The sequence below is a fragment of the Kitasatospora sp. DSM 101779 genome (assembly GCF_025655475.1).
GTDB lineage: Bacteria > Actinomycetota > Actinomycetes > Streptomycetales > Streptomycetaceae > Kitasatospora.
In genome coordinates this window covers 7824908-7849629 of sequence record NZ_JAHTIK010000001.1, presented here as the reverse complement: position 1 = coordinate 7849629, position 24722 = coordinate 7824908, and the positions used below count along the sequence as shown (strand labels likewise).

Annotated in this window: 28 protein-coding genes; 12 read left to right on the top strand and 16 right to left on the bottom strand. The window is 73.0% G+C overall.

The window, feature by feature from the left end; all coding sequences use genetic code 11:
* Window positions 1-3: 3 nt before the first annotated feature.
* Window positions 4-1143 (top strand): alpha/beta hydrolase, encoded by a 1140-nt coding sequence (locus tag KSNIM_RS35935; RefSeq protein WP_263107377.1) that lies wholly within the window; start codon window positions 4-6, stop codon window positions 1141-1143.
* A 146-nt stretch (window positions 1144-1289) separates the two neighbouring features.
* On the opposite strand, the gene KSNIM_RS35930 is transcribed toward KSNIM_RS35935, so the two are convergent.
* Both KSNIM_RS35930 and KSNIM_RS35925 read right to left on the bottom strand, forming a co-directional pair.
* Window positions 1290-1697, bottom strand: a complete 408-nt coding sequence (locus KSNIM_RS35930; RefSeq protein WP_263107376.1) for an NUDIX hydrolase — start codon at window positions 1695-1697, stop codon at window positions 1290-1292.
* 143 nt (window positions 1698-1840) lie between these two features.
* Window positions 1841-2608: a glycoside hydrolase domain-containing protein gene (locus tag KSNIM_RS35925; RefSeq protein WP_263107375.1), complete on the bottom strand. Its 768-nt coding sequence runs from the start codon at window positions 2606-2608 to the stop codon at window positions 1841-1843.
* A gap of 318 nt (window positions 2609-2926) precedes the next feature.
* Here KSNIM_RS35925 and KSNIM_RS35920 point away from each other — a divergent pair, with 318 nt between their 5' ends.
* Window positions 2927-3274 (top strand): hypothetical protein, encoded by a 348-nt coding sequence (locus KSNIM_RS35920; protein ID WP_263107374.1) that lies wholly within the window; start codon window positions 2927-2929, stop codon window positions 3272-3274.
* A gap of 86 nt (window positions 3275-3360) precedes the next feature.
* On the opposite strand, the gene KSNIM_RS35915 is transcribed toward KSNIM_RS35920, so the two are convergent.
* The 5 genes from KSNIM_RS35915 to KSNIM_RS35895 all read right to left on the bottom strand — a co-directional run bounded on the left by KSNIM_RS35915 (window position 3361) and on the right by KSNIM_RS35895 (window position 7943).
* Window positions 3361-4101, bottom strand: coding sequence for an SDR family oxidoreductase (locus tag KSNIM_RS35915; RefSeq protein WP_263107373.1), 741 nt, complete (start codon window positions 4099-4101; stop codon window positions 3361-3363).
* A 24-nt stretch (window positions 4102-4125) separates the two neighbouring features.
* Window positions 4126-4563, bottom strand: a complete 438-nt coding sequence (locus KSNIM_RS35910; RefSeq protein WP_263107372.1) for a VOC family protein — start codon at window positions 4561-4563, stop codon at window positions 4126-4128.
* Window positions 4564-5454: 891 nt separating this feature from the next.
* Window positions 5455-6207, bottom strand: a complete 753-nt coding sequence (locus KSNIM_RS35905; protein ID WP_263107371.1) for a dienelactone hydrolase family protein — start codon at window positions 6205-6207, stop codon at window positions 5455-5457.
* A gap of 322 nt (window positions 6208-6529) precedes the next feature.
* On the bottom strand, window positions 6530-6868 hold the full coding sequence (locus KSNIM_RS35900; RefSeq protein ID WP_263107370.1) for a DUF1801 domain-containing protein: 339 nt from the start codon (window positions 6866-6868) through the stop codon (window positions 6530-6532).
* Between the two features lie 151 nt (window positions 6869-7019).
* Window positions 7020-7943 carry an NADP-dependent oxidoreductase gene (locus tag KSNIM_RS35895; RefSeq protein WP_263107369.1) on the bottom strand — a complete coding sequence of 308 codons (924 nt, stop codon included), beginning with the start codon at window positions 7941-7943 and terminating at the stop codon, window positions 7020-7022.
* 181 nt (window positions 7944-8124) lie between these two features.
* On the opposite strand from KSNIM_RS35895, the gene KSNIM_RS35890 reads away from it, so the two are divergent.
* From KSNIM_RS35890 to KSNIM_RS35875, 4 genes are all read left to right on the top strand, one after another.
* Window positions 8125-9174: a GlxA family transcriptional regulator gene (locus KSNIM_RS35890; protein ID WP_263108238.1), complete on the top strand. Its 1050-nt coding sequence runs from the start codon at window positions 8125-8127 to the stop codon at window positions 9172-9174.
* Window positions 9175-9930: 756 nt separating this feature from the next.
* The gene (locus KSNIM_RS35885) at window positions 9931-10098 is read left to right on the top strand and encodes a hypothetical protein (RefSeq protein WP_263107368.1); all 168 of its coding nucleotides are present in this window, start codon (window positions 9931-9933) and stop codon (window positions 10096-10098) included.
* 198 nt (window positions 10099-10296) lie between these two features.
* Window positions 10297-10653, top strand: coding sequence for a PRC-barrel domain-containing protein (locus KSNIM_RS35880; protein WP_263107367.1), 357 nt, complete (start codon window positions 10297-10299; stop codon window positions 10651-10653).
* Between the two features lie 179 nt (window positions 10654-10832).
* Window positions 10833-11906: a protein kinase family protein gene (locus KSNIM_RS35875; protein WP_263107366.1), complete on the top strand. Its 1074-nt coding sequence runs from the start codon at window positions 10833-10835 to the stop codon at window positions 11904-11906.
* A 79-nt stretch (window positions 11907-11985) separates the two neighbouring features.
* Here KSNIM_RS35875 and KSNIM_RS35870 read toward each other — a convergent pair whose 3' ends face one another.
* A complete protein-coding gene (locus KSNIM_RS35870) occupies window positions 11986-12864 on the bottom strand; it encodes an SDR family oxidoreductase (RefSeq protein WP_263107365.1) in 879 nt (292 codons plus the stop codon).
* Between the two features lie 85 nt (window positions 12865-12949).
* Between KSNIM_RS35870 and KSNIM_RS35865 the strand changes: the two genes are divergently transcribed.
* Window positions 12950-13525: a TetR/AcrR family transcriptional regulator gene (locus KSNIM_RS35865; RefSeq protein ID WP_263107364.1), complete on the top strand. Its 576-nt coding sequence runs from the start codon at window positions 12950-12952 to the stop codon at window positions 13523-13525.
* Between the two features lie 290 nt (window positions 13526-13815).
* On the opposite strand, the gene KSNIM_RS35860 is transcribed toward KSNIM_RS35865, so the two are convergent.
* A complete protein-coding gene (locus tag KSNIM_RS35860; protein WP_263107363.1) occupies window positions 13816-14349 on the bottom strand; it encodes a hypothetical protein in 534 nt (177 codons plus the stop codon).
* Between the two features lie 155 nt (window positions 14350-14504).
* Here KSNIM_RS35860 and KSNIM_RS35855 point away from each other — a divergent pair, with 155 nt between their 5' ends.
* Window positions 14505-15296, top strand: a complete 792-nt coding sequence (locus tag KSNIM_RS35855; RefSeq protein WP_263107362.1) for a hypothetical protein — start codon at window positions 14505-14507, stop codon at window positions 15294-15296.
* A gap of 8 nt (window positions 15297-15304) precedes the next feature.
* Here the strand turns inward: KSNIM_RS35855 and KSNIM_RS35850 are convergent, their stop codons facing one another.
* From KSNIM_RS35850 to KSNIM_RS35830, 5 genes are all read right to left on the bottom strand, one after another.
* Window positions 15305-15574: a hypothetical protein gene (locus KSNIM_RS35850; RefSeq protein ID WP_263107361.1), complete on the bottom strand. Its 270-nt coding sequence runs from the start codon at window positions 15572-15574 to the stop codon at window positions 15305-15307.
* Window positions 15575-15710: 136 nt separating this feature from the next.
* Window positions 15711-16754: a zinc-binding alcohol dehydrogenase family protein gene (locus tag KSNIM_RS35845; RefSeq protein WP_263107360.1), complete on the bottom strand. Its 1044-nt coding sequence runs from the start codon at window positions 16752-16754 to the stop codon at window positions 15711-15713.
* A gap of 311 nt (window positions 16755-17065) precedes the next feature.
* A complete protein-coding gene (locus KSNIM_RS35840) occupies window positions 17066-18223 on the bottom strand; it encodes a hypothetical protein (RefSeq protein WP_263107359.1) in 1158 nt (385 codons plus the stop codon).
* 329 nt (window positions 18224-18552) lie between these two features.
* A complete protein-coding gene (locus KSNIM_RS39235) occupies window positions 18553-19092 on the bottom strand; it encodes a helix-turn-helix domain-containing protein (protein WP_317634093.1) in 540 nt (179 codons plus the stop codon).
* A gap of 309 nt (window positions 19093-19401) precedes the next feature.
* Window positions 19402-19665 carry a hypothetical protein gene (locus KSNIM_RS35830; RefSeq protein ID WP_263107358.1) on the bottom strand — a complete coding sequence of 88 codons (264 nt, stop codon included), beginning with the start codon at window positions 19663-19665 and terminating at the stop codon, window positions 19402-19404.
* Window positions 19666-19789: 124 nt separating this feature from the next.
* Here KSNIM_RS35830 and KSNIM_RS35825 point away from each other — a divergent pair, with 124 nt between their 5' ends.
* The gene (locus KSNIM_RS35825) at window positions 19790-20254 is read left to right on the top strand and encodes an SRPBCC family protein (protein ID WP_263107357.1); all 465 of its coding nucleotides are present in this window, start codon (window positions 19790-19792) and stop codon (window positions 20252-20254) included.
* A gap of 540 nt (window positions 20255-20794) precedes the next feature.
* Window positions 20795-21403 carry a GNAT family N-acetyltransferase gene (locus tag KSNIM_RS35820; protein WP_263107356.1) on the top strand — a complete coding sequence of 203 codons (609 nt, stop codon included), beginning with the start codon at window positions 20795-20797 and terminating at the stop codon, window positions 21401-21403.
* Window positions 21404-21634: 231 nt separating this feature from the next.
* Here the strand turns inward: KSNIM_RS35820 and KSNIM_RS35815 are convergent, their stop codons facing one another.
* Window positions 21635-22036, bottom strand: a complete 402-nt coding sequence (locus tag KSNIM_RS35815) for a hypothetical protein (RefSeq protein ID WP_263107355.1) — start codon at window positions 22034-22036, stop codon at window positions 21635-21637.
* A gap of 565 nt (window positions 22037-22601) precedes the next feature.
* Here KSNIM_RS35815 and KSNIM_RS35810 point away from each other — a divergent pair.
* Complete coding sequence (locus tag KSNIM_RS35810; protein ID WP_263107354.1) at window positions 22602-23159, top strand: hypothetical protein; 558 nt, start codon at window positions 22602-22604, stop codon at window positions 23157-23159.
* A 96-nt stretch (window positions 23160-23255) separates the two neighbouring features.
* On the opposite strand, the gene KSNIM_RS35805 is transcribed toward KSNIM_RS35810, so the two are convergent.
* Window positions 23256-24107, bottom strand: coding sequence for a LysR family transcriptional regulator (locus KSNIM_RS35805; protein WP_263107353.1), 852 nt, complete (start codon window positions 24105-24107; stop codon window positions 23256-23258).
* A gap of 81 nt (window positions 24108-24188) precedes the next feature.
* Between KSNIM_RS35805 and KSNIM_RS35800 the strand changes: the two genes are divergently transcribed.
* Window positions 24189-24683 (top strand): cupin domain-containing protein, encoded by a 495-nt coding sequence (locus KSNIM_RS35800; RefSeq protein WP_263107352.1) that lies wholly within the window; start codon window positions 24189-24191, stop codon window positions 24681-24683.
* Window positions 24684-24722 lie beyond the last annotated feature (39 nt).

The following is a 24722-nucleotide window of genomic DNA, read 5'->3' as shown; positions in this document are numbered from 1 at the left end:
CCCATGGCCGTCATCACGACCGATCACGCAGTCCCGCACACCTCCACCGTCCCGGCGAACGCCGGCCAGAAGGTCGAACTCTTCGTGCGCGAGCACGACGGCACGCCGCCCGGACCCCCGGCGAACCGCAGGGCCGTCCTCATGCTGCACGGCAGGAGCGTCCCGGTGCTGGCCGGCTACGACCTCCAGCACACCTCGTACGGGTGGGCCGAGGCCGTCGCCAAGGCCGGCTACGACGTCTTCATGATGGACCTGCAGGGCTCGGGCCGGTCGCCGCGTCCCCGGATGGAGGACCCCTGCAACGTCAATCCCGCGCAGCAGGCCGCCGTCACTCCCCCGTTGATGGGCCCGCGCCCGGCGAGCTACCCGTACGTCCTGACCAACTCCCAGAGCGACCAGGACGAGCTCGGCACCGTCGTCGAGTACATCCGCACTCTGCACGGCGTCTCGAAGGTCGCCTTCATCGGCTGGTCGGCCGCCGCGTTCGCCATGGGCCCGTACGCCGTCAAGAATCCTGGGAAGGTGGACAGCCTGTTCCTCCTCGCCCCGATCTTCCCGCCGGCCGGCCCGTCGAACCCGCCGGCCCTGCCGGCACCCGGCTTCCCCACCCACGTACTGACCCGCACCCCCCTCGACACGGCCTGGACGAAGGAACTGAAGTGTGCGGGCCAGCGCGAGCCCGGCATGCTCGACGTCGTCTGGGACGCGCTGATGGACAATGATCCGATCGGCCGCACCTGGGGCAAGATCCTGGCCTCCGGCGAGCCCGCGGGCGCCAGCCGGTACCGGAACTTCGTGTCCTGGGGCTGGAACAGCACCACCGCCGCGCAGGGCGGCGTCCTCGGCGGGAGCGTGCCCGTGCTGATCGTGCACGGCGAGCACGACCAGACGGCCAACACCACGCCGCCCAATCCCGCCAATCCCGCCCTCGACTTCCACGTTCCAGCCCTCTACGACGCCATCACGGGAGCCCACAAGATCCTCGTCACGGTGAAGTGCGCGGGCCACTCGATGCCCTGGGAGGTGCAGCACAGCAACCTGCACAACATGTCGAAGCACTGGCTCAAGCACCACGCGGTCGACGGCAAGACCGAGGGCGTCTTCGAGATGGACCTGAACGGCACCATCAGCCCGGCCCCGTAGTCCCCTGCCCCGACCCTCCCCCTGCACGCTCGAACGGCACGCCTGGCCGGTGGGACGCAGCTTCGGTCCGGTCCCACCGGCCCGGACCCGGGTGACGGACCGGACCGGCTCTTCAGCACAGTCGGCCGGTCAGCGCAGTCGGCCGGTCAGCACAGTCGGCCGGCGGCATGAAGCAGGTCGAACACCATCCGGTCCACCGCCGAGACCCGCGCACGGTCGGCGTAGCCGAACCAGTCCGACTCTGCGATCTCGCTCGAAGCGGTCAGCGGACCGGTGTGCTCGGCGGTGTAGCAGATCATCCGGAACTCGGTGCTTCCGTCGGAATCCCTCCGCGTCTCGAAGGTACCGACGTGCACCATGGTGGCCGTGTCGATCCGGGACCGGAGTTCCTCGTCGATCTCGCGCGCCAGGGTCTCGGCATCGGACTCCCCCGGCTCCCGCTTCCCGCCGGGGAAGTAGAAGACGTCCAGACCGCGGACGCGTGTCACGAGCACCCGCCCGTCACGCACCAGAACCCAGGCCACCTTCTCCGGAACGATGTTGGCAATCTCCATGCCCGGACGCTACCCACATGCCAGGACGCTACCCGCCCACCGCCGCACCGACACGGCTGGGCTGCCTCGTTCCCGCACCGTCCTCCGTCCGCGCCGAGGCGCCGTGGCCGGGCGGGACTTCAGTGCCGGGGCCGGGCAGGACTTCAGTGGGCGCCGTGGCGCGACCCGCTGTGCGCGAGGTGTGGCGCGTGTCCCGGGGTTCCGTCGGGGGCCGGTCGGTCGGGGTGGGACGGGTCGAAGCAGGTCGCCGAGTCGACGTCGACCTCCTGGAGGCGCTTGGGCGTCCCGGAGTCGATCCAGTTGAGGTTGACGGCGCCGCTGAGGCTCAGCCGGTACTGCCAGACCAGCGCGGCGGCGAATCCGGACTGGGCCGGGTCACGCGGGGTCTCGGTGGCGAGGTTGATCTGGCTCGGCCCCACGTCGACGGCGTGGAAGACCCAGGTCGGGACGGTGCCCACCTCGGTGGCGATCTGGCTGGCGGTCTTGGAGAACGAGCAGTACACGCCCGGGTTGTAACCGGTGTCGGCCGAGACGGAGTTGATCCAGGAGGCGACGTAGGCGAGATGGTTCGCGGCGAGTCGTCCGCCGACCTCGATGTCGAGGTAGACGACCGCACCGGGCTCCAGGCCGGCACTGTGACCCAGATCTTCGGTGGTCCGGGCGTCCACGACGCCCTGGGCGGCGGTGAGCTTGTGGGATCCCGGGCCACCCGGGGCCTGCTGGCCGACGAAGACGGGGGCCAGGCCCCAGCCCATGCCGATCAGGGTCGGTATGGCCGGCATCCACGCCGTGTTGGGGTGGCTCGGGGCCGGGGCGAGGTACGCGGCGGCGAAGGCGAGCGGTGTGTTGTCCCGGAGGGACTGCATGACCGCGTTGCCGGGGTAGGTGGAACGATCGAATCCGAGATGCATGACCAACAACTCGATTGCAAGGAGGTGCAGAGACTTCACGGATCGGCCGCGGACGGCATGCGGACGAGAGCGGGACTCCGGCGGCCGGTTGCTGCCGCGTGAGCGGATCACCCGTCTGCGGCGCGGGCATCACCGCGCCCGCTCCGGGTGTCCCGGGCTCATGCGTGTGCCCGTGGTCGTACTCGATTTTAAACTCGTTCGTCCCGAAAGTCACTGCCGGGCCTGACGGTTCGACACACAACCGGGCTGCACACCAAAGCAGCTTCACAGCGTGTCACGGCCTACCGGCGCCCGGGGCGGCCGCGCCCGTGACCGTGCGTGTCGCGCGCGGGGTGCCCGGAGCTGACCGAGTACGCAAGGCTCGTCTTCTCGAACGCCGACACCACCGCGAAGGCCGACACGATCCGCGGACGCGCCGACGCCAGCGGCCTCGCCGTCGCGATCGTCGACGTCGTCGAGCAGAGCGGCCCTCCGGACCTCCGTGGCCGGGTGATGCTGGGCGCGGTCCTCGGCGCCCACGCCGGGCTCGGTACCGACCAGGCGGCCGACCGCTCGGCGGCGGCCGTCACGGGCGCGGGCGGTGCCGTCGCCGCGGCCCCCACCGGCCTCGTCACCGAGATGGTCGACCGGGTCGGAATCACCGACTACCTCGCCACCGTGCCCTGACCGCACGTCGCGAACACCGTCCGGGCCGTGCCACCGGTCCGACCGGCTCCGCCGTCAGGTCGGCGCCGCTGCCGGCAGCATGGCCGTCAGGAGACCAACTGCTGTCCGCCGTCGATGTCGTAGGTCGCACCGGTCAGGGCCGTATTGACCATGAGGTGCACGGCCAACGCGGCGACGTCCGCCGGTCCGACGACACGGCCGATCGGCAGCGTCGCGCGCAGCTCGGCGCGGCGTTCCTCGATCCGGTCGCCCAGCAGCGAGGCCGACAGCGGCGTGTCGACGAAGCCGGCCGCGATCAGGTTGACGCGTATCGGCGCCAGTTCGAGTGCGAGGGCCGCGGTGAACGCGGGCAGTGCGTTGGTGGCCGCGGAGGCGACCCCGAGACCGCGGGCGACGCGCCGTGCGCCGGTGCCGCCCATGAACACCAGGCTGCCCCCGGGTCTCACCCGGCCGACGGCGTTGCGCGCGACCTCCAGCTGCAGCACCGCGTGATCGCTGAGCGCGTCCCGTACCTGTGCGGCGCTCATCGCGAGCAGCGGCCCGTAACTCGGCCCGCCGGCCGTCACCATGACGTGGTCGACCGGCGCAGGCAGGTCGTGGAAGAACGTCGCCAGGGCCTCGGGCGCGGTTGCGTCGAAGGCCGCGGTGCGCCGCGCGCCGACCTCCCTGCCGGCACGCTCCAACCGGCCGGGATCGCGGCCGACGAGAACGACCTCGGCACCCTCGGTCCTGGCGCGCCTGGCCGTCTCCAACCCGATGCCGGCACTGCCGCCGATGACGACGACGGTCCGGCCGAGCAGTTCGGGCTCGTGAGTCCGGGTGGTCACTGCCGATCTCCTTCCGTTATCCCGTCAGCGGCCCGGCAGGCGCGTCCTGATCTCCTGGAGCAGCCAACCGTTGCCGTCCGGATCACTGAACGACGCGAAGGAGCCGTAGTCCGCGTGCCCGGGGGCCGGGCCGTCCAGGCGCCCCCGTGTTCCGGCGTGGCGGAAGACGCCCGTGATGTCGTGGAACACCTCGCTCACGTCCACTCCGCGCTCGACGAGATCCGCCCGGGCCGCCTCGATGTCGTGGACGGTGAGCTGCAGGCCCTGGGTGGAGCCGGCCGGGGCAGCGGTCACGCCCTTGCCGAAGATGATCGAGCACAGAGACCCCGGCGGGGTGAACTGGACCACCTGGTAGCCCTCTTCGACCGCAAGGTCGGCGTCCAGCCGCCACCCCAGCGACCCGTAGAACCGTTTGGCCCGGTCGACGTCGGAGACCGGCAGCACCACCACTTCAAGTCGCATCTCGCCGGCCCTCACCGGCGGAGTTCCGGTGGACCTTGCCGACCCCTCCACGCTGCCCATCTCCGCCTCCAGCGGTCGGTGGCACGGTTGCAGGGCGACGGGGCTTACCGTCCGGAACCCACGCTTCCCGGGTGCTGAAGAGCCGCTCCGCAGTCGCCGGAACAGCTGCCCCCAGCCGGAAGGCACGCCCCAGGCCATGAAAACCTCCCGCACCGGTGCCTGCAAGCCGGGGTGAAGCGCTGGCATCGATGGGCGGTCGGCATCCGGGAGGCCCTCATGATCACCGGCGGCGCCTCACCCTGGCCCTCCAGCCACCGCCGCGGCCAAGCCCACCCCCTGCCCGGAACACTGCAGTCCGGTCGTCACCACCAGGACCCACTGACCGCACCCGCCGCCGGGTCGGTTCACGGGCGGACACGGGGCGCGGGCGGACGACGCCGCTGACGTACTGTCCGGCCCGGCCCCGCGGCGCCGCCGTCGGCGGGACGGAGGAGCAGCGAGACGGTCCGGGGGTTTCGTCACGGGGCCGGGGAGTCCGCCGAGCAGACTCGTCAACCCCAACTCACCCTGGTAGCCCGATCGAAAGTCCCCTGCCCGATCCGGATGCCGATCCCCGGCATGACCCGGGACCAGGGGATCGACTCGTCCTCCGTGCCGCGGGCGTGCCTGACCATCCCCTCCGGGCGGAACTCCACCCGGCAGCCGTCCGGCCGGTGGGGGTCTCCCACCACCCAGCGCCCGTCGACGAGTTCCAGCGGTCCATAGGTCCTTCGTGCCTGCCCCATGGGCCCGTGGGACCACGGGGCCGTACCGGATCGTAAGCATCGCCCTCGAAGTACCCCGGCCAAGGAGCTGTGTTCCGTCGGACGCCAGTGTCCGGCCACTCCGCCGTCACGCCCGCCCGGGGTGGTGTCGGCCGAGGTGGCGGGTGAAGAACCGCAACGTGCTGTCGAGTTCGTGGGCCGGGACCTCGGCGTGCTTGCCGGGGTTGGCGTGCAGGCTCTTCTCCGCCGAGCCGAAGGCGTCGAACAGTGCCAGGGCGGCCGCCCGCGGCACCCGTTCGTCGTCCCACTGGAGGAGGAACTCGACCGGGCACGTGATCCTCGCGGCGTCGCCGGCGGAGGCCAGGGCCCCGCCGAGGCCCAGGACAGCGGCACGGACGCGGGGTTCGGCCGCGACGAACGGGACCCCGAGCCCGCAGCCCAGGGAGACCCCCCAGTAGCCGACCGGTCCGGCGCCGACGTGCGCGACCTGCTGGACCGCGTCCACGACCGACCGCCACTCAGGGACGGTCCGGCGGGCCACGAACGCCTGGAAGTCGGCGATCAGCCGGGCGAGGTCCTCCCCCGCCTCGGCACGGGCCTGGTTCTCGGCCGCGATCCGGTTGAACTCCTCGTCCACCGGCCGGTCTCCGTGTCCCGGCACGTCGACCGCGACGACGGCGTAGCCGCACTCGGCGGTGAGGCGGCGAGCCAGGGCCTCGATGTCGGGGTCCTTCTTGTGCCGGCCGCCGCCGTGCCCCAGCACGATCAGGGGGCGGGCGGCTGCGGCGCCTTCCGGGGTCCACAGCACACCGGGGATGTCGCCCAGGTCGAAGAGCTGTTCACGGACGCCGTGGGACGACGATTCGATGGTGAAGCGCATGAACGTGCCAAGCCTTTCGGGATGCCTTCTGCGGGCGTCCCTGGGCCATGCGGGGGAGGGAGGCCCGACCTGTCACAGCGTTGATCGGTCTCACCTCCTCGAGTTCGCGGTAGCGCACGGCGGCACAGAAGGTATCACGAAGACATTCGACCGCAGACCGTTCGGATGCCACCGGTCCGAGCGGATCTGACGGTCCAACGGGAACCCCGTCACGGGAGGGGCGGCGGCGGTTCGTGGCGCCGGTACGAGCTGTCCGCCCCTGCCCGGTCACCGGCTCGGACGGCTCCGACGGGGGTCAGGGCCGCTTCGGCGGCGGGTTCGCTCATGCTTCCAGTGCTGCGCGAACGAGGTCGCGCAGCTCGTCGTCGGTGATGCCCTCCGCGTTCTCGGGCCGCAGCCGAGTGGTGCCCCGCCCGCTGACGAGCGCGGGGTGTCGGGCGGTGAAGCCCCCGTCGCGGTCCTTCCCCCGGCCGTACATCGGGACGCCGCGCCGCCACGCGCCGACGTGTCGCCTGCGATGGCCGAGCCGGTAGGTCGGCATCCCGTACGACGGCGTCGGGCTCGTCCCCGGGAACGCCTCCAGGATCAGGCCGCTCACCCGGACGAACAGCGGGCGGTGCTCCGGGGTGATCGCCTCGACGTACTCCTGCACGGCGTGCATGCGGCCCATTCTCGTCGCGCGCCCCACCCGGGGCGCCGCCGCGCCGGCGGGTCCACCGCCCACCACGGCGACGCCACCGGGTGAACTCGCTCGCGCGGCCGGGGGACCGGCACCTCGCCGGGCCCGAGCGCGCCGGCTGGCCGGCCCCGGCTCAGTCGACCGTGAGGACGATCTTGCCGGTGGTGCGGCCCTGCTCGCCGATCTCGTGCGCCTTCGCGGCCTCGGCCAGCGGCAGGACGGTCTCGACGACGGGCTTGAGCGCGCCGCGCTCCACCAGGGCGGCGATCTCGCGCAGGCCCAGGTGGTCCGGCTCCACCAAGACCCATGCCGCCCGCACCCCGTCGCGCGTGGCGGGGACGTCGTCCGGGCCGGGCAGGGTGATCAGCCGGCCGCCGTTCCGGAGGACCGTCAGGGAGCGCTCGGCGGTCTCGCCGCCGAGGCCGTCCAGCACCACGTCGATGTCGGACACCACGTCCTCGAACCGGACCGCGCGGTAGTCGACCATCTCGTCCGCGCCGAGCTCCCGCACCAGGTCGTGCTTGCCGGCGCTGGCCGTGCCGATGACGTAGGCGCCGCGGGCCTTGGCGATCTGCACGGCGAAGTGGCCGACGCCGCCGGCCGCCGCGTGCACCAGCACCCGTTCCCCGAGGCGGACGTCGGCCGCGTCGACCAGGGACTGCCAGGCGGTCAGCGCGGCGAGCGGCAGTGCCGCAGCCTCCACGTGCGTCAGGCCGGCGGGCTTGGGGGCGAGGTGCCGGGCGGGTGCGACCACGTACTCGGCGTAGCCGCCGGCCTGGCGCGGGAACAGCGGCATCCCGAAGACCTCGTCGCCCGGCCGGAAGATCCCGACGCCGGGGCCGACGGCCTCGACCGTGCCGGACACGTCCCAGCCGACCGCCGGCACCGCGCCCCACTCGATGAGGGCGCCGCCGGCGCGGACCTTCCAGTCCACCGGGTTCACTCCGGCCGCGTGCACCCGCACCAGGACTTCGTTCAGCCCGGGCTCGGGACGCTCGACCTCGCGCTCGACCAGATTCTCGGGCCCGCCCCACTGCTCCACGACCACTGCACGCATGTTCTCCGCCTCGTTCTTCGTTCCGCTCGTCGGTCACTCGCCGGTTCGAGCGTCGTTCCGATCCCTGTGCGCCGGTGTCCCCCGGCGACGCAGTCCACGATCCGGCAGGACGGCCCGGCATGGTGTTGGCCGTTCGGCCACTATGTGACAGGATCTGGCCATGAGTGGAACGCGGACGGCGATGACGGAGAGCGAGCGGGACGGGACGCCGGGTTCGCCGGTCCGACGGCACCGGATCGCCGTGCTCGCGCTGCCCGGGGTCCCGCCCTTCGAGCTCGGCATCCCGTCCCGGGTCTTCGGCAGCGCCGAGGACGCCGAGGGGCGTCCGCTGTACGAGGTCACGGTCTGCACCGCCGACGGCGCACCCGTCCTCAGCGACGCCGGCTTCACCGTGCAGCCGGCCGCCGGGCCCGAGGCGATGGCCGCCGCGGACACCGTGATCGTCCCGCCCACGCACGCCATGCCCGAACTGGGCCACGGCGGCCCGCTGCCGCCCGCCGTCGCCGCGGCCATCGCCGGGATCCGGCCAGGCACGCGGCTGGTGTCGATCTGCACCGGCTCCTACGTGCTCGCCGCGGCCGGCCTGCTGGACGGCCGGCCGGCCACCACGCACTGGAACCTGGCCCCGGACTTCCGCCGGGCCTTCCCCGACGTCAGGGTCGACGAGGAGGTCCTCTTCGTCGACGACGGGGACGTACTGACCTCCGCCGGGGTCGCCGCCGGCGTCGACCTGTGCCTGCACGTGATCCGCCGCGACCACGGCGCGGCGGTCGCCAACCGGGCCGCCCGCATGTGCGTGGTGCCGCCGTGGCGGGACGGCGGGCAGGCGCAGTACATCGACCGCCCCGTCCCCGAGCCCACCGTCGCCAGCACCACCGCCACCCGAGCCTGGGCGCTGGAGCACCTCGGCGAGCCGCTGCCCCTCGACCGGCTCGCCGAGCACGCGCGGATGAGTCTGCGCTCCTTCACCCGGCGCTTCCGCGACGAGGTCGGCATGACCCCGGTGCAGTGGCTGACCGTCCAGCGCCTGGAGATGGCCAAGCACCTGCTGGAGACCACGGACCTGCCGATCGACCTGGTCGCCCACCGGGCCGGCCTCGGCTCCGGGAACTCCCTGCGCACCCACATGCGTACGGCCTTCGGGGTCTCACCCGCCGCCTACCGACGCACCTTCAGCCCCCACGACACCGTCACAGCCCCCGCCCGGGCCTCCGCCGACCCGGTGACCTAGGGTCCGTCCGGCTGGCGGGCGCAGAGCGCGTCGTCAACGGCTGGGAACCGACAAGGGGCGCGTGGGGGCACCTCCCGGCCGTCGCCGCGATGCAGGACAGCGGCATGCCGGCACACCGGGCCTCGGCACGGGCGCACAGCCGTGGACGGTCCCGGGGCAGCGGTGGGGCGCGCCCCGGGACCCGCGGGGCGGTCGGCCACTGCTCGGCCGGCCGCCCGTTCGGCGCGACGGTCGCGGCGGTGTGCCGATGCTAGGGGCGGCTCAGACCGCTGTCACCGGACCGCGCGATGCAAACCTCCGATGCGTCGCCCTCGCCCGTCCGCGGGGCCGCCCGGCCCGGGCACAAGGGCCCGGGGAGTGTCGTCAAAGGGCGGTCGGGTGGTTGATTCAGGGGTGCGTGGGGCACCTCCCGGCCGAAGTCTGGGTGAGAACTGCGCAGTCCGGGAGCGGGCACCGTAGTGGCACGGGCCGAGCCGGGATTCGCACGGCGGACCACATCCGCATGGCGCAGTTCCCCGCGCCCCTCTGGCTGCCCGATCGCCGTTCACGTCACGCCGTAGCCCGGGCCCGGGGGCGAGCGGCAGCGTCGACGGTCCCCCGGTCACCGGCGCCGCCGTGCATCGACGGGCGCCGGCTGGGCACGAGCCTCGAGCAGGGCCTGAACCGCGGGCCTGCTGCCGGGACCGCCGCCCCGACCGCCGTCGTGGGCGGCGCGGTCCCGCGCACCGTCATCTCGTCGGCGGGAGGCGAACCTCCATGGCATGGATCCTCTTCCTGGTGATCGTCGCGATCGTGCTCGGTCTCATCGGCGTGGCCGCGGACGGCCTGTTGTACCTCCTGTTCATCGGCATCCTCGTCCTGCTGGTCGCCCTCGCCCTCGGCGGCGCGCGCGTCCGCAGGAACGGCCGCCGACCCACCCGGTAGCCCTGCACACCGCGGCCGATGCCGATCGGCTGCCCGGGGACCCCGGCCGGGAGTCGGTGGAACGGTCTGCCTGCGCCGGTTACCGACGGCCGGGACGGGCAGACGTTCCCCGTCGGACGGCCGCCCGGCCTGGGCGGCGGGCGACGGGCGACGGGCGACGGGCGACGGGCGACGGGGAACGGTGGACTGGAGGGCGCAATGATCCAGCTGGCAGACATCCGCGAGTGGCGTCAGCACGATGTCGTCGACCAGGACGCCAAGAAGATCGGCATCCTGGAGTCGGTCTACGTCGACACGGCGACCGACCAGCCCTCCTTCGCCACGGTCACCGTGGGCCTGCCGACCCGCCACCGGCTCGTGTTCGTACCGCTCGACGGCGCCGTCGCCGGGCCGGGCTACCTCAAGGTCGCCCACCCCAAGGCCCTGGTGAAGGACGCGCCGGCCATCGACACCGACGGGGTCCTGCCCGCCGACCGGGAACCGGAGGTCTTCGCCCACTATCACCTCGACTACCAGCCCGGGGCCGGCGGCGAACGCCGTCTCGCCCGACGGTGACCGGGCGACCGACGTCGGCCACACCGACGCAGGCCGCACCAGGGAATCCCGCCCACGGCACCGGGCCAGGTGCGGTCGAGGTCCGTCGACGGCTGTCCTGATGGCCCGTCATGTCCGGGTAGGGTCGATCGCGTTCGAGTGATCGTCGAAGCCCCGGTCGGGGCACCGAGGAGCCGTCGATGTGCCGCTGCGAGTCCCCGTACGCCGAGCGCCTCGCTGCCCGTGGGACGGTGGCCACCCGCCTGTCGTTGCTGAGTGACCGGCGACTCGGTGACGTCCTGGCGTCCGCCTCTCCGGTCGGGTCCGGGATCGGTGGCAGGTCCGCGGAACTGGACGTCGACGGGACACGGGTCTTCGTCAAGCGGGTGCCGTTGACGGACGTCGAGATCCGGCCGGAGAACGTCCGGTCGACGGCGAACCTCTTCGGTCTGCCGCTGTTCTACCAGTACGGGGTGGGCTCGGCCGGCTTCGGTGCCTGGCGGGAGCTGGCCGTCCACATCATGACCACCAACTGGGTCCTGGGGAGGCGGTACGAAGGCTTTCCGCTGCTGTACCACTGGCGTGTGCTGCCGGATTCCCCGCCCGAGGGCTTCGTCGACGCGTTCGGGGGCATCGACGGAGCGGTCGCCCACTGGGAGGACTCCGGGGCCGTCCGCGAGCGGCTGGAGGCCATCGGCCGGTCCTCCCACAGCCTGGTGCTCTTCCTGGAGCACGTACCGCAGACACTCGGTGCGTGGTTGCACGAGAGGCAGGCGGCACCGGCCGTCGAGGGATCCCCGTACCCGTGGGTGGAGGATGTGCTGGTGCGGGGAGCGGCCTTCATGAGTTCGCGCGGGCTCGTGCACTTCGACGCGCACTTCGGCAATCTCCTGACCGACGGCCGGCTGATCTACTTCGCCGACTTCGGCCTGGCCCTGAGCTCGGGTTTCGAGCTCTCGGCGGCCGAGGAGCGCTTCCTCGCGGAGCATCTCGCGTACGACCGCCACTACGCCGCGACCCATCTCCTCCGTCACCACCTCGTCGGCCCCGTCGGGGGCGGCGTCGACATGGGCGTGTTCCTGCAGCGGTGGATCGCGGGTCGAAGGCCCGGCGGTGTGCTGCCGGAGATCGCGGCGATCATCGAACGGCACGCCCGGGCCGCGGCCGTCCTGGACGGCTTCCACCGCCGGCTGCTCACGGAGAGCAAACGGACGCCCTTCCCGGCCGCCGCACTCGACCGCGCCGTGGCCGCGACCGGGGGGACACGCCGCTGAGGCGGCCCGGTTCGGGCTGCCCCGCCGTCCCCGTGGCAGTGCGGGGACGGCGGGACGGTGCGGGCGACGGCGGGCGTGCTCAGGCGAAGTAGTGGCCCTTTTCCAGGTCCTCGACGAGGCCCGGCCCGGTGGGGCGCCAGCCGAGCAGTTCGCGGGTCAGCGCACTGGAGGCCGGCTGGTCGACGGCCAGGATCCGGCCCAGGAAGCCGAAGTCCTCGGCAGCGGCGGAGGCGGTCGGCAGGCCGAGGTGGCGGCCGATCACCTCCGCGATCTCGCGGACCGGCACGCCCTCGTCGGCGACGGCGTGCAGCACGGAGCCGGCCGGGGTCTGCTCGAGCGCGAGGCGGTACAGGCGCGCCGCGTCCCGTACGTGCACGGCGGGCCAGCGGGCGGCCCCGTCGCCGACGTAGCCGGACACTCCCCGTTCCCGGGCGACGGCGACCAGGTGGGCGACGAAGCCGTGGTCGCCGTCGCCGTGCACGGTCCGGGGCAGCCGCACGACGGACGGTCGGACGCCGCGGGTTGCCGAGTCGAGCGCCGCCCGGGCGTTCGCGTCCCGGCCGGCGGCGGGTGAGCCCGGGGCGGAGGTGTCGTGCTCGGTCGCGGTCCGCCCGGGTACCGCGGCGGTGCCGGCGGTGACGACCAGCGGCTTGCCGGTGCCCTCCAGCGCGGCGGCCAGCGTCTCGACGGCGCGGGCGTCGGCCTGTACGGAGGCCTCGAAGCGGCTGAAGTCGTGGATGAACGCGAGGTGGACGACCCCGTCGCAGCCGGCCGCGCCGGCCGTCAGCGCGTCCAGGTCGTCCAGGTCGCCGCGGAGCACCTCGGCTCCGGCGGCGGTGACGGCGGCGGCCGAGGAGTCGGACCGGGCCAGCCCGAGCACCCGGTGACCTGCGCCGATGAGCTCGGGGACGACGGCGGAGCCGACCCATCCGGACGCGCCCGTGACGAATACCCGCATGGCAGTGCCTCCCAAAAGTGATGACAGGTTCTGTCATCACACCGTACATGCGATGACAGGTCCTGTCATCGCGTAGGATCGCGGCATGGGTCGATGGGAGCCGAACGCACGGGGCCGGCTGGCGCAGGCGGCACTGGAGCTCTACACCGAGCAGGGGTACGAGCAGACCACCGTCGTGGAGATCACCGCACGGGCCGGCCTGACCGAGCGCACCTTCTACCGGCACTTCGCCGACAAGCGTGAAGTCCTGTTCTTCGGCACGGAGATGGCGAAGGAACTGCTGGCACGGTCCGTCGCCGAGGCGCCGGCCGACGCGTCGGCCATGGACGCGGTCGGTGCCGCCCTCGAAGCCCTGGGGGCCGAGTTCCAGGCGAACGCCGAACGCGTCAGACTGCGGAACGCCGTCGTGTCGGCACACGCGGAACTCCGGGAACGCGAACTGATCAAGCTCGCGGGGCTGGCCGAGGCGATGGCGGACGCGCTGCGGGACCGCGGCACGCCCGACCCCGCCGCCGGTCTGGCCGCCGAGACGGGGATCGCCGTGCTCAAGGTCGCCTTCGCCCGCTGGATCGACGACCCGGGCCGGCCGGACCTGCCGGGCATCCTGCGGGCCTCGACCGCCGAACTGAGGAACGTGCTCGCGGACCGCACACCCGCCTGAACGCGCTCCGAGCGCTGCGTGACGCACGGCGTCCTGGGGAGTGTCTTCCAAGGGCAGCCGGCTGGGTGATCCAGGGGGCGGGGACCTTCGCAGTCCGGGGGCGGGCACCCCAGTGAGATGAGCCCAGCCGGGATTCGCACGGCGGTCCGCATCCGAATCGCGCAGTTCCCCCCAGTCTTCGGCCCGGGGTGCCCCCGCGCCCCCCACGGCTGCCCGATCGCCTTTGATGACACGCCGTAGGGCGTCGCCTCACACCGGCCGGAGGCCGTGGGTCCGCAGCCCTTTCCCACTCAGGACGCGTGGGGCAGGTGCAGGTTGACGGTCTTCAGGTAGACCGTGTCGGACGCCCGGTCGAAGCAGAGCGTCGCATGGTCCGCCCGTACCAGGGTCGCCGTGCGCGACTCGGAGCCGACCCAGGAGGCGCCGCTCGGGGCGAACGCCGCCAGTGCGGGCGGGATCTCGTCCCAGTGCTTGGTCGCCTCGGCCGCGGTACGCACCGGCGGCAGCGACGCCGGGTTCGTCGGGTACCCCTCGAGCAGTCGGGCCACGCCGCCCGGGGCCAGGGTCAGGAACGCCTGGAGGAAGAAGTCCGAGGGTCCGGGAACCCGGGAGCCCGTACCCGTCGACTCCTCCGTCCAGTGCGCGGCCGCCACCGGGCCGAGCTTCTCCAGGCACGTGCGCAGTCCTGCCGGTTCGAGGCCGTTCTGGACCTCCCGCTCGGCCGCCTCGGCCCCCGCATCCTCGGACCGCGCGGCCCACGCCAGCCCGGTGACGAGTGCCCCGACCACCCCGACGCCCGTACCGATGAACGCCCGACGACGCATGACTCCCCCTCAGTCGATCGACCCGGGCATTGGACCACGGTCGATCAACTGCCGCCCACGCCGGGCGGAACGACCTGCCGGACTCCGGGCCGCCTCCGCCGCGGGCGGCGAAAAGATCACGCCCGCCGTGCGCCCGGTCGGTAGTGTCCGGCTCCATGTCCGAAACCTTCGCCCCCCGCCACCACATCGTCAATGCCGTCGTGCAGAGCGCCGGCCGCTCGACCCTGCCCTTCCAACAGGCGAACGCCGGCCGGAACCACGGGACGGCGTTCCGGTACAACCACCTGATCGGGAGCACACCCGACGGCGAGACCGTCAGGCAGTACCTGGTGACCGCCGGAGCACTGACGCGGTACGACCTCGCGCAGTGGACGCTCCGCGCCGAGCTGTGCGAACCGGCGATGAGCGCGGAGCAGCTCCTCATGACCGACTTCGCCGCCGGCTGGACCCACCTCGACCGTCTCGGGGTGGCGGTGATGCCGACCGCCGGGCTCGACGCCCACGCCGAGCGCAAGGGCTGGCGGTGGACCACCGACGAGATCACCGAGGGCCTCGCGGCCTCCGCACAGGACGTCGCCGCGATCGGGGACGGCCCGGTGCCGGCCTACCTCCTGGGCCATGACGTCGGTGCGGACGCGGGCGAGCGGCTGCAAGCCGTCGTCGGCGGCGCGATCGCACGGGACGCGGACGGTGTCGTCCGCTGGGACGGTCCGCTGCCCGACGGGTGCGCCGGGGGACCGGTCTTCATCGGCCTCTCGCTCGGGGACGACCGGTTCCGGCTGCTGTGCGTCGGCCTCGCCCTGCCCGGCGAGGGCGCGAACGAGATCGTCACCTTCGACCGCATCCGCACCGCGGTCGACGGCCTCGCCCCGGTCGACGGCCACACCTCGGTCGACGGCCCCGCCGAGGCCACGCTGCGCCGTTGGTGGCAACGGCGCCGCCGGTGAAACGGGCCTCACTCCGGCGGTCGGGACAGCCGCTCCACCATGGCGAGGACGTCCACCGGCCTGGTCGGGACCTCGTCGCGCGTGAGCGCCTCGGCCGCGGAGGCGACCTCGTCCGCCGTGACGGACAGGTCACCGGCCTCGTCCGCGAGGATCACCCAGTCGCCGACCTCCATCGACCGGCTGCACCGTTCGACGAGTTCCAGCAGCCGCTGGTAGCAGTCGGCGAGTCGTCGGGCCGCAGGGGTGAGGTCGGGCTCCGCGCCGTCGTCGCTCGTCATGCCGCCCACCCTAGGCCGCGGCGGCGGGCCCGTGGTGGTGGCGCACCCGGGTCACACGCCCGTTCCCGAGCCCACCGGCCGGGTCTGACGCCCCTGCAGATCGCAGCCGGAACCGTGCCGAGCGCGAGGCGCGGGGTCATCGGCGGAAGCCCGTGAGGGTGGTCTTGCCGATGGCACTGCCGGACTCCTGCAGGCGATGGGCCTCCCGCAGGTTCGCGGCGTCGAGGGGACCGAGGTCACGGGTGGCCGTCGTGGTGAGCGCGCCGTCGTCCACCAGGCGGGCCACCCGCGCCAGGATCCGGTGCTGCCTGTCCTGGTCGGGGGTCCGGTACAGGGCGCGGGTGAACATGAACTCCCAGTGGAAGGCGATGCTCTTCGGCTTGAGGACCCCGACCGGCAGGGCGTCGTGGTCGTCGACGGCCACGATCGCACCGAACGGCTTCAGGGCCTCCGCGTAGGCGGGCAGGTTGCGGTCCGTGGCGGCCGTGCTGAAGACGAAGTCCACGCCGTCGGGCGCCACGTCGGCGAGCTGCGGTACGAGCGGCCGGTGGTGGTCGACGAGGTGGTGCACGCCCATCCGGCGCGCGAACTCGGCGCTCTCCGGGCGGGAGGCGGTACCGATCACGGTCAGCCCGGTCAACGCCCGCGCCAGCTGGGCGACGACCGATCCGACGCCGCCGGCGGCGGCCGTCACCAGCAGGGCGCCGGGACGGTCGGGGGCGGCGGCGGACAGCCCCAGCCGCTCGAACAGGCCCTCCCAGGCGGTCAGCGAGGTCAGCGGCAAGGCGGCGGCCCCGGCGAAGGAGAGGGAGGCGGGCTTGGGTCCGACGATCCGCTCGTCGACCGCGTGGTACTCGGCGTTCGTCCCCGGGCGGTCGATCGCCCCGGCGTAACTGACCTCGTCGCCGACCCGGAAGAGCTCCACCTCGGCGCCGACCGCCACCACCGTGCCGGCGGCGTCCCAGCCGAGGACCTTCCACTCCCCCGCCGGGTCGACGTTCTGCCGCACCTTGTAGTCGACGGGGTTGACGGCGACGGCCTCCACCCGGACGAGGAGGTCCCGCGGCCCCGGCTGCGGCACCGGCAGCTCCACGTCCTGCAGGCAGTCCGGGTCGTCCACGGGCAGGCTCGTGCGGTAGGCCACGGCGCGCATCGTCGGGGGGACGGCGTTCTCACTCATCTGGGGCGTCACTCATCTCGGGCGTCCCCCGGTACGGGAAGCGGTGCCACGGACCCGGATCGCCCGCCACCCGGGCCCCGGCCACGGCGGGCACTCCCGACAGTACGCACCAGGCGGCGGCCGGCGGCGGTTCGACGGGGCCGGTGCGACGGAAAGGCCTCTGAGACACCGTCACGCCCGCTCAGAGGGCCCAGGCGCGGAGACCCCGAAGGCGGTCCGGGCACGCGGCAGGAGCGGCCGTACCGGTATGCGGTGGGCCGGGCACGGCCCGGCCCGCACGCGGCGGTGTACAGACCCCTTCCACGCTCGGCTCAGCTCCGCCAGCGCAGGACGGCGCCCACTCCGCCGACCGGCCCCCCGGCGCCGTCCGGCACCGTGATCGCCTCGGCGTGCGAGGCGATGGCGCAGCGCAGCAGCGCGTCGCCGGCCTGCGCGCGTTCGGGACGGGGGACGCCCATGCTGCGTACGGCGCCGCGGTCCGTGCCGATGTGCTCGGGTTCGGGCCCGATCCACACCTCGCGGCCGGTGTCCGGACCGTCCTGGCCGAGCAGCAGGGTGGCGAGCTGGTGCTGCCGGGCGGCGGCCGTGACGGCGGGGACGCCCTCGGCCGCGGCGCCCGCCGCGATCTCGGTGCCCGTGCCGTCCGTGCGGCGTTCGCCGGGGCGGCCGGTGCCGTTGCGGAACCGCTCGAGGATCTCGTCCGCGTGGTGCCGGCAGAACTCCTGCCACGCCTCGTCGAGCCGCCGTTCGAAGGTCTCGGTGTGGATGCCGCCGGCGCGGCCGCCGCCGTCGACCTCCACGGTGAGGGGCTGCAGGTGCTTGGGCAGCCGCTCGTGGACGGCCCGCCGCTCGCGCGCGTCGCCGGTGAGGACGACCAGGTGGGCGTTGCAGTCCGAGCGGGCCTCGACGAGGTGGCCGGCGATCGTGTCCGCGGACCGGTCCCAGGCGTCCTGCTCGCGGTGCCGGTAGTGCCATTCGTAGCGGTCCGTGGGCGGGGCGCGGTGGCCCCTGCCCTGCCAGGTGGCGCCGTCCACCGTGCCGAGCGGTTCGGCCCGGCCGAGGCGCCGCATCTCCAGGTCCGCCCCGGTGCGGTCGATCGCGGCGACCAGACAGTCTGCGTCCGCGGCCTCCAGACGGCCCAGCAGCGGGGCAAGGTGCGGCAGCGGCCCCCAGGCGGTCTCGACGACCGGGGGTGCGCCGGTCAGCGGGACGTCGAGCACGACCTCCCCGCCGGCGGCGAACAGGGCCCGGCCCGGCGGCGAGCCCGAGGCCGGCTCGCCCGCGAGGTGCTCCGCGACGGCGCGGCAGCTGTGGGGGTCGGCCCCCCGGTCGGCGAGCTCCCGCACGGCTGTCCGCTGCAGCAGCACCTGCCGCTGCTGGGCGTCCTCGGTGGTGCGGGAGGTGTCCAGGCAGACCGTGGCCCAGGGGCCGGGCCTGCCGATCAGCGGTGCGAGGAAGCCGAGGTCCATGGCGTTCTCCGTGTCGGTGGGAGCGGTGACGTGGTGCGGGTTGGCGGTGGGCCCGCCGGACGGCTCGTCCCGGGCGGGTCGTCGCGGAGCGGGTCGTCGGGCCGGCTCGGCGTCGTGCCGCCGCGACCCGGTTCTGCCCGCCGGAGCGGATTCGGCCCGGGACTCCGTCCTTCCGTGGGTCGTCGAGCCGGGGTCCGTGGGGCCGCCGACCCGGGCGGGCCGGAGTCATGGCGTGCTCCCGCCGAGGGTCCGTGCTGCGTCCCTGCCCTGCGGCTGCCCAGCCGACCGGCCGGAAAACGGCGGCCTCGGCTGCACCTGTATCGGCCGTCTCAGACCGGGAGACGGAGCGTGGTGCGGGGGGCGGACCGGTACATCTCGCGGTAGAGAGCGGCGAACCGGCCGATGTGGCCGAAGCCCCAGCGTGCGGCGATCTCGCTCACGGTGCTGGTCACCGGGTCGGCCGCGAGCAGGTCCCGGTGGGCCCCGTCCAGGCGGACCCGCCGCAGGTGGGTCAGGGGTGTGGTGTCCAGGTGGCGGCGGAACGCGTACTGCAGGGCGCGCGGAGTCACGAAGGCGGCCGCGGCGAGGTCGGCGAGGACGATGTGGTCGGCCGCGTGGGTCTCCATGAACGCGACCGCCAGGCGCACCGTGTCGGGGGCGGCGGCGTCCCCCTCACCCGTGTGCTGCCTGCCGGTGTCCTGATCCGTGGTGTCGGGGAGGGCGGCGAGCGCGATCTGCACCAGCACCCGCGTCGGGCGGGCCGGCGACAGCGGGGCAGGGACCTCCGTCCGGCGGAGGCAGACGGCAACACCGTCGACGACGGCCCTCCACAGGTCGGTCGTCACCGTGTCCACGACGCCGGCAGCCACCCGGACCTCCCGTGGCGGATCGCCGTCGCTCAGACCGGCCAGCCTCAGCCATGCCCTGTACGCCGTGTCCGCGGGCTGTCGCGACACGGCAGCGTCCGGTGCCTGTGTCGTCGGTGTCCGTGCCGTCGGTGCCGGGGACGTGGGAGCGGGCGGCGGACGGCCCTGAGGCGTGGGCTCGGAACGGGTGGCACCGGGCATCACGGACCACCTCCTCGTCGGCGGCAGGGGGGCGGCCGCCCGCTACCGGGAGGGTCGGCGCGGCACCCTCTCCCTTTAGAGGCTGCGCCACAGGGCGGAAGCGAAACGACATCAGCCCCACCAATGACCGACCGGACCCGCCGCCGGCGGGGTGTCGGGCTCGGCCCGACCGCGGTCCACGTCCCTGTCGAGGGCCACCAGCACGCCCAGTGCGGTGGCTGCCGCCGAGGTCGCCGCCGTCACCGCGCGGTGGGCGGCCTGCCGGTCACCGGCCTCCCAAGCCTGCACGGCGCCGACCGCGAGGTCCCGCAGCTCGGTCAGCTTCGCCAGAGCGGCCTCCGGCAGGACATCGGTGTCGGACGGGACATCGGTCATCGGGCCATCATCGGCGGAACGCCGGGCGAGGGCCGTGCACGACACGCACGCCGGCCCGTTAGAACCCGGACCGGTCGGGCAGACGCCCCGCGGACCTGTTGGACGAGAAGACTGGAGGCCCGGCATGAGCATGGTTCAAGAGTCCGTCGAGGTGGAGGTTCCGCTGCACACCGCGTACAACCAGTGGACGCAGTTCGAGGACTTCCCACGCTTCATGGAGGGTGTGGAGGAGGTCACCCAGATCGATGAGCGGCACAACCACTGGCGCACCAAGGTCGCCGGGGTGAGCCGCGAGTTCGACACCGAGATCGTCGACCAGCTGCCCGACGAGAAGATCGCCTGGCGCACCGTGGGCGGGGACGTGCAGCAGATGGGCGTGGTCACGTTCGAGCGCCTCGACAGCGAGCACACGAGGGTGCGGCTGGCGATGGACTTCGAGCCGGACGGCATCGCCGAGAAGGCCGCCGACATGATGGGCATGGTCGACCGCCGGGTCAAGGGCGACCTGCGGCGCTTCAAGTCGTTCGTCGAGGACCAGGGCATGGAGAGCGGCGGGTGGCGCGGCCGGATCTCACCCGGCAGCTCCTGACCCGCAGGGCGACGAGGGCCGCCGCGGTGTTCCGCGGCGGCCCTCCGGCGTGCGCCGGGTGCCGGTCGGTCCTCGCGGCGGTTCCTGTGCATGTGCCAGGTGGTGAGCCGGGTGCGGCCGTCGTCGAGGCGGTTACGTGAACGGTGACCGCCCGGCGGGGAGAGGACGAGGACATGCGGTCCGCGGCTGCGGGCCTCCGTCCTGGCCTGCGCCCGTTTCTCCACGTTCCCCGGCGCGATCGCCACCGTTCTCGCCGAACCGTGGGCGGCGGCGCAGCAGCAGCTCCTCGCCACCGAGCTGCGGCCGGTCGCCGACCACCTCGACCAGTGGGTACCCCGGGCCTTCGGCAGCTGACCACGCCCGGGTGGAGAAGGCCACGCGGACCGCACGGGCCCCGGTCACCCGGTGCAGCCTGAAAGCCCGGCGCCGGTCCGGCACGATGCCCGGCCGGACGCGGCCGGACGCGGCCGAACGCCTGAAGCGAATCAGGCAGCGGTGCGGCGTGCGCGAGGTCGGGCAGGGCCTGGCTACTGTGGAGTGGTGCCCTTCGCATACCGGCCCGTACCGGCCCGCGTCGCGGAACCGGCCGACGTCGACGCCGTCGTCGACATCCTGACCGCCGCGTTCTTCGAGGACCCGTTGTGGGGCCCGGTCTTCCCGGACCGCACCCGCCGCGCCGAGCAGGCCGCCGCGATGTGGCGGCTGTACGTAACCTCCGCACTCCGGTACCCCTGGCTGTTCGTGACCGAAGGCCTGGAAGCCATGGCGCTGTGGATCCCGCCCGGCGGGACGGAGCTGACCGACGCCGAGACGGCCGGGCTCGACGACTTCCTCACGGAGGTCGCGGGGCCGCAGGTGTCGGCGGACATCGTGCGGATCTGCGACCAGTTGGAGGAGGCGCACCCCGACGAACCGCACTTCTACCTCACCCTGCTCGCCACGCATCCGGATCACCGGGGCCGAGGACTGGGCATGGGCCTGGTCGCGGAGGTCCTGAACCGTGTCGACGCGCTCGGCGCGCCGGCCTACCTGGAGTCGACCAACCCGGCCAACCTCCCCCGGTACGAGCGGGCCGGCTTCGTCCCCCGGGACCGGATCACCACCGACGCCGGGCCGGTCGTCACCACCATGTGGCGCCCGGCGCGCTGAGCCGCACTTCCACTGCCGGCTTCGAAGGTCCTCACGATCCGGTCACAGCGGGCTCACCAGGAGATCCGGCTCCAGACCGAGGACAACCTCACCTCCGTCACCGCCCCCCTCCGGCCGGCGCCCTCCTCCACGGACGGACAGGTCGACGTCAGGTACTCGTAGCAGGCGCCGGTCTTGAGACATGGCGCTGACCTCGCCCGACGCGGGTCCGGCGGACCACCGGTGGCTGCGCTACTCGGCGTCCTTGAGGCGATCCTCCGGCCAGACCTCGAACCCCTGTGACACACCTGCCGGCGGCCCTGACCGATAGCACCCCCGAATCAGCGCCATGACCTTGCGAACCGCATCGGGTCGCCCGCCGAGTTCCACCCTCACCGAGCCGGTTCCCGGGGCCGCAGGGGCGACCGGCTGTGCAGCAGCGTCTTCGATCGGTGCGGCCGTATCGACCTGCCATCGCTCGCGATTCACCGCCTCGGACGGCGCCGCGTAATCGCCGGCCGTCACCGGGTCCGGGGCAGTGGTCAGCCTGAACGACTGCCCCACAGCGTCGGCGACTGCCTGAGCTGCGGACGGGCTGCCGGATATGGACATATGGACGATCGCGCTTGGCGCCCGGGTGTGCTCGCCACTCATGGCCTGCCTCCGTGGTCCGCTTCTCCCAGGGTCTGCCGAGTCGTGTCGGCTCGCATCCGGGTGGCTGGCCTGCCGGCCCGGGAACGCCGCGCCGGCAGCTCGCCGCGGCCCTGATGTCGGAACGCGAACACGTACCGTCAGCCGGAGTCGCGGGTGCCCGTGACTGCCACCCCGCGCGAGCACAGATCCACCGCGGCGCCGCCCCTGCTGCTGATCATCACCACGAACGTCCCGGGATCGGCGCTGGTCCTCCACCTCGACTGCGAGATCGGTCCAGGCGGCGGGTCTTCGGCGCAACCGCCCGCCCAGTCGCCCGTCGAGCACGCGCGATCGGCCGTGCGGCGGGCACGAGGTTCGCGGGCGCTCAGGCCGTCCGCGTTCTCCGGGCCGCTGATGCATGTCCCCACGCCGTGAGCGCGTCGAAGGCACGGTTCCGCTGGAAGGCGGTCCGCGCCGGTGGCCACCGGGCTTCGGGCTCGGTCGGCCGACTCGCCTCGGTGAGGAGCGAGGGCTGGGTGCTCCACCGGAGGGGAAGGCTCAGCTGGTCCACCTTCTGGGACACCGGGTGATTCTTCTCGACGGATCCTTCGCTGCCGGACTTCACGAAGAGCAATACGCGCGCCTGCATTTCATCATCGCGAGTTACGTAGGCGCGCTCAAGTCACGGCATGCCAGGTTCGCCCACATCAGCATACTGCTCGACTATCTTAAGGATCTCAGGTTCGTCTCACCGTTCCTCAATCCGTACTACCGGGCCACGACGTATACCGGCGACCAAATCGGATACCTGTGTGCGGGACGCCTGGAGGCACCTCTCTCTGTGCTGGCCAGGCTTATGGTGGGCAACGAAATGTCTGCACAGGTCTCTGCGTCGGGAATCCTGAGGCAGGGCGTTCTGGTCGAACATCGGTGGATGGCGCGGTACTCCCAGTTGCTCTCGGAAACACCACATCTGGTGAATCGCTATATCAATGTGATCGCCTTCGCGTCCTGGGCGAATCCTCAGGACTACGAGAGGTTCCTCATCAGCTTGGACCACGACTCGCAACAGCGTCTCCAGATGTTGCTGCATGCATCACCCCATGCAGACAGGGCACCGCGAACCACCACCGTGCGCGGTTGACAGGCCCGCTGGACGCCGGAGCGATTCAGGTCGACGCCGGCCGTCCCCAAGGCTCCTCGCCGTCGCGCCGATACAGCGGTACCGGGTTGCCCGCGCTCAGTGGCGGTAGGCGGCTGTCGCGATCTCGATGAAGGATCGGATCAGCGGGTTGGGGTCGCCTTCGTTCCACACCGCCACCACCCGGCTCGGCGCCATGTCGGTCAGCGGTACCACCGCGAACTCCGCGGGCAGCTGGTGTCCGAGCGGGGCCAGGCCGACCGTGCCGTTCCACAGCACGGCGTGCAGGCATTCCTGGACGTCGCGCACCACCGGGCCCTCGCGCGGCGTGTTGCCGTTCCAGTAGGACTGCCAGACGGGGTCGGTGCCCTGCGGGAACTGGAACCAGCGGCGGTCGCTCAGCTCGGCGACCCGCAGCCGGTCGCGGCGGGCGAATGGATCGTCGGCGCGCAGGACCACGCCGACCGGATCGGTTCGCAGCGCACGCACCGTCAGGGCCGTCTCGTCGAACGGAGCCCGGGTCAGCGCGACGTCGACCAGTCCGGCGCGCAGCCCGCAGGTCGGGTCGGTCAGATCGGTGTTGCGGATGCGGATGTCGACGCCGGGGTGGGTTCGGCGGTAGGCGGCGGCCAGCCTGGACACTCCCGGGTCGGCGCCGTCGCCCAGGATGCCGACGGTGATGGTCGCGGCGCCGGCGGCCGCACTCACGCGTGCACGGACACGGTCGGCCTGGTCGAGCAGGGCCCGCGCCTCGTCGAGCAGCACCGCGCCCACCGGAGTGAGCGTGACGCCGGTGGGCGAGCGGGCGAACAGCAGGGCCCCGACATCGGCCTCCAACTGCTTGATCGCCCGGCTCAGCGGCGGCTGACTCATGTGCAGTCGGGTGGCCGCCCGGCCGAAGTGGAGTTCCTCGGCGACGGCCACGAAATAGCGCAAGATCCGTAGCTCCACGCTGCAACGATACTCATGGAGTATCGGCGCTGCGGGACGGGTCTTGGACACCGGCAGGCCGCCGGCGGTGCACTGGTGACCATGACCGAAGAAGCAGAGGCCAACGCGCCGCAGGCCGACCCCGCCGTGTCGGTAGTCGGTCCCGGCGACGGCGAGACGATCGTTCTGGGCACCACACGCATGCGCGTCCTGGAGGACGGCAGCCACACCGGGCACCGCCTCGCGATCGCCGAGTCCGTCCTCGCCCCGCACACCCAGGGACCGCCGCAGCACCGCCACGCCCGGCACGACGAGGGCTTCTACATCCTCTCCGGCACCGTGCGGTTCACCGTCGGGGACAAGAGCCACGACGCCACCACGGGCACGCTGGTGATGGTTCCGCCCGGCACCCCGCACACCTTCGCCAACCCGACCGACCAACCCGCCGTCATGCTCAGCACGTTCACCCCCGACCTGTACGTGCAGTACTTCCGGGAGCTCCAGGAGGTGCTCGCCGGCGGCCGGCCGCTGACGCCGCAGGCCAATGTCGACGCGATGAGCCGCTACGCGACCGAGCCTGCCACCGACCTCGCCTGAAACAGCCGCCGGGTCCCCGTGCACCGGGGCCCCATGAAC

Bases quoted from the DNA above. Each gene is read 5' to 3' on its own strand.
- KSNIM_RS35935 (WP_263107377.1), top strand. From the start codon at position 4: ATGGCCGTCATCACGACCGATCACGCAGTCCCGCACACCTCCACCGTC.
- KSNIM_RS35930 (WP_263107376.1), bottom strand. From the start codon at position 1,697: ATGGAGATTGCCAACATCGTTCCGGAGAAGGTGGCCTGGGTTCTGGTG.
- KSNIM_RS35925 (WP_263107375.1), bottom strand. From the start codon at position 2,608: ATGCATCTCGGATTCGATCGTTCCACCTACCCCGGCAACGCGGTCATG.
- KSNIM_RS35910 (WP_263107372.1), bottom strand. From the start codon at position 4,563: ATGCGACTTGAAGTGGTGGTGCTGCCGGTCTCCGACGTCGACCGGGCC.
- KSNIM_RS35905 (WP_263107371.1), bottom strand. From the start codon at position 6,207: ATGCGCTTCACCATCGAATCGTCGTCCCACGGCGTCCGTGAACAGCTC.
- KSNIM_RS35900 (WP_263107370.1), bottom strand. From the start codon at position 6,868: ATGCACGCCGTGCAGGAGTACGTCGAGGCGATCACCCCGGAGCACCGC.
- KSNIM_RS35895 (WP_263107369.1), bottom strand. From the start codon at position 7,943: ATGCGTGCAGTGGTCGTGGAGCAGTGGGGCGGGCCCGAGAATCTGGTC.
- KSNIM_RS35890 (WP_263108238.1), top strand. From the start codon at position 8,125: ATGACGGAGAGCGAGCGGGACGGGACGCCGGGTTCGCCGGTCCGACGG.
- KSNIM_RS35885 (WP_263107368.1), top strand. From the start codon at position 9,931: ATGGCATGGATCCTCTTCCTGGTGATCGTCGCGATCGTGCTCGGTCTC.
- KSNIM_RS35880 (WP_263107367.1), top strand. From the start codon at position 10,297: ATGATCCAGCTGGCAGACATCCGCGAGTGGCGTCAGCACGATGTCGTC.
- KSNIM_RS35875 (WP_263107366.1), top strand. From the start codon at position 10,833: ATGTGCCGCTGCGAGTCCCCGTACGCCGAGCGCCTCGCTGCCCGTGGG.
- KSNIM_RS35870 (WP_263107365.1), bottom strand. From the start codon at position 12,864: ATGCGGGTATTCGTCACGGGCGCGTCCGGATGGGTCGGCTCCGCCGTC.
- KSNIM_RS35865 (WP_263107364.1), top strand. From the start codon at position 12,950: ATGGGTCGATGGGAGCCGAACGCACGGGGCCGGCTGGCGCAGGCGGCA.
- KSNIM_RS35860 (WP_263107363.1), bottom strand. From the start codon at position 14,349: ATGCGTCGTCGGGCGTTCATCGGTACGGGCGTCGGGGTGGTCGGGGCA.
- KSNIM_RS35855 (WP_263107362.1), top strand. From the start codon at position 14,505: ATGTCCGAAACCTTCGCCCCCCGCCACCACATCGTCAATGCCGTCGTG.
- KSNIM_RS35850 (WP_263107361.1), bottom strand. From the start codon at position 15,574: ATGACGAGCGACGACGGCGCGGAGCCCGACCTCACCCCTGCGGCCCGA.
- KSNIM_RS35845 (WP_263107360.1), bottom strand. From the start codon at position 16,754: ATGAGTGAGAACGCCGTCCCCCCGACGATGCGCGCCGTGGCCTACCGC.
- KSNIM_RS35840 (WP_263107359.1), bottom strand. From the start codon at position 18,223: ATGGACCTCGGCTTCCTCGCACCGCTGATCGGCAGGCCCGGCCCCTGG.
- KSNIM_RS35830 (WP_263107358.1), bottom strand. From the start codon at position 19,665: ATGACCGATGTCCCGTCCGACACCGATGTCCTGCCGGAGGCCGCTCTG.
- KSNIM_RS35825 (WP_263107357.1), top strand. From the start codon at position 19,790: ATGAGCATGGTTCAAGAGTCCGTCGAGGTGGAGGTTCCGCTGCACACC.
- KSNIM_RS35815 (WP_263107355.1), bottom strand. From the start codon at position 22,036: ATGAGTGGCGAGCACACCCGGGCGCCAAGCGCGATCGTCCATATGTCC.
- KSNIM_RS35800 (WP_263107352.1), top strand. From the start codon at position 24,189: ATGACCGAAGAAGCAGAGGCCAACGCGCCGCAGGCCGACCCCGCCGTG.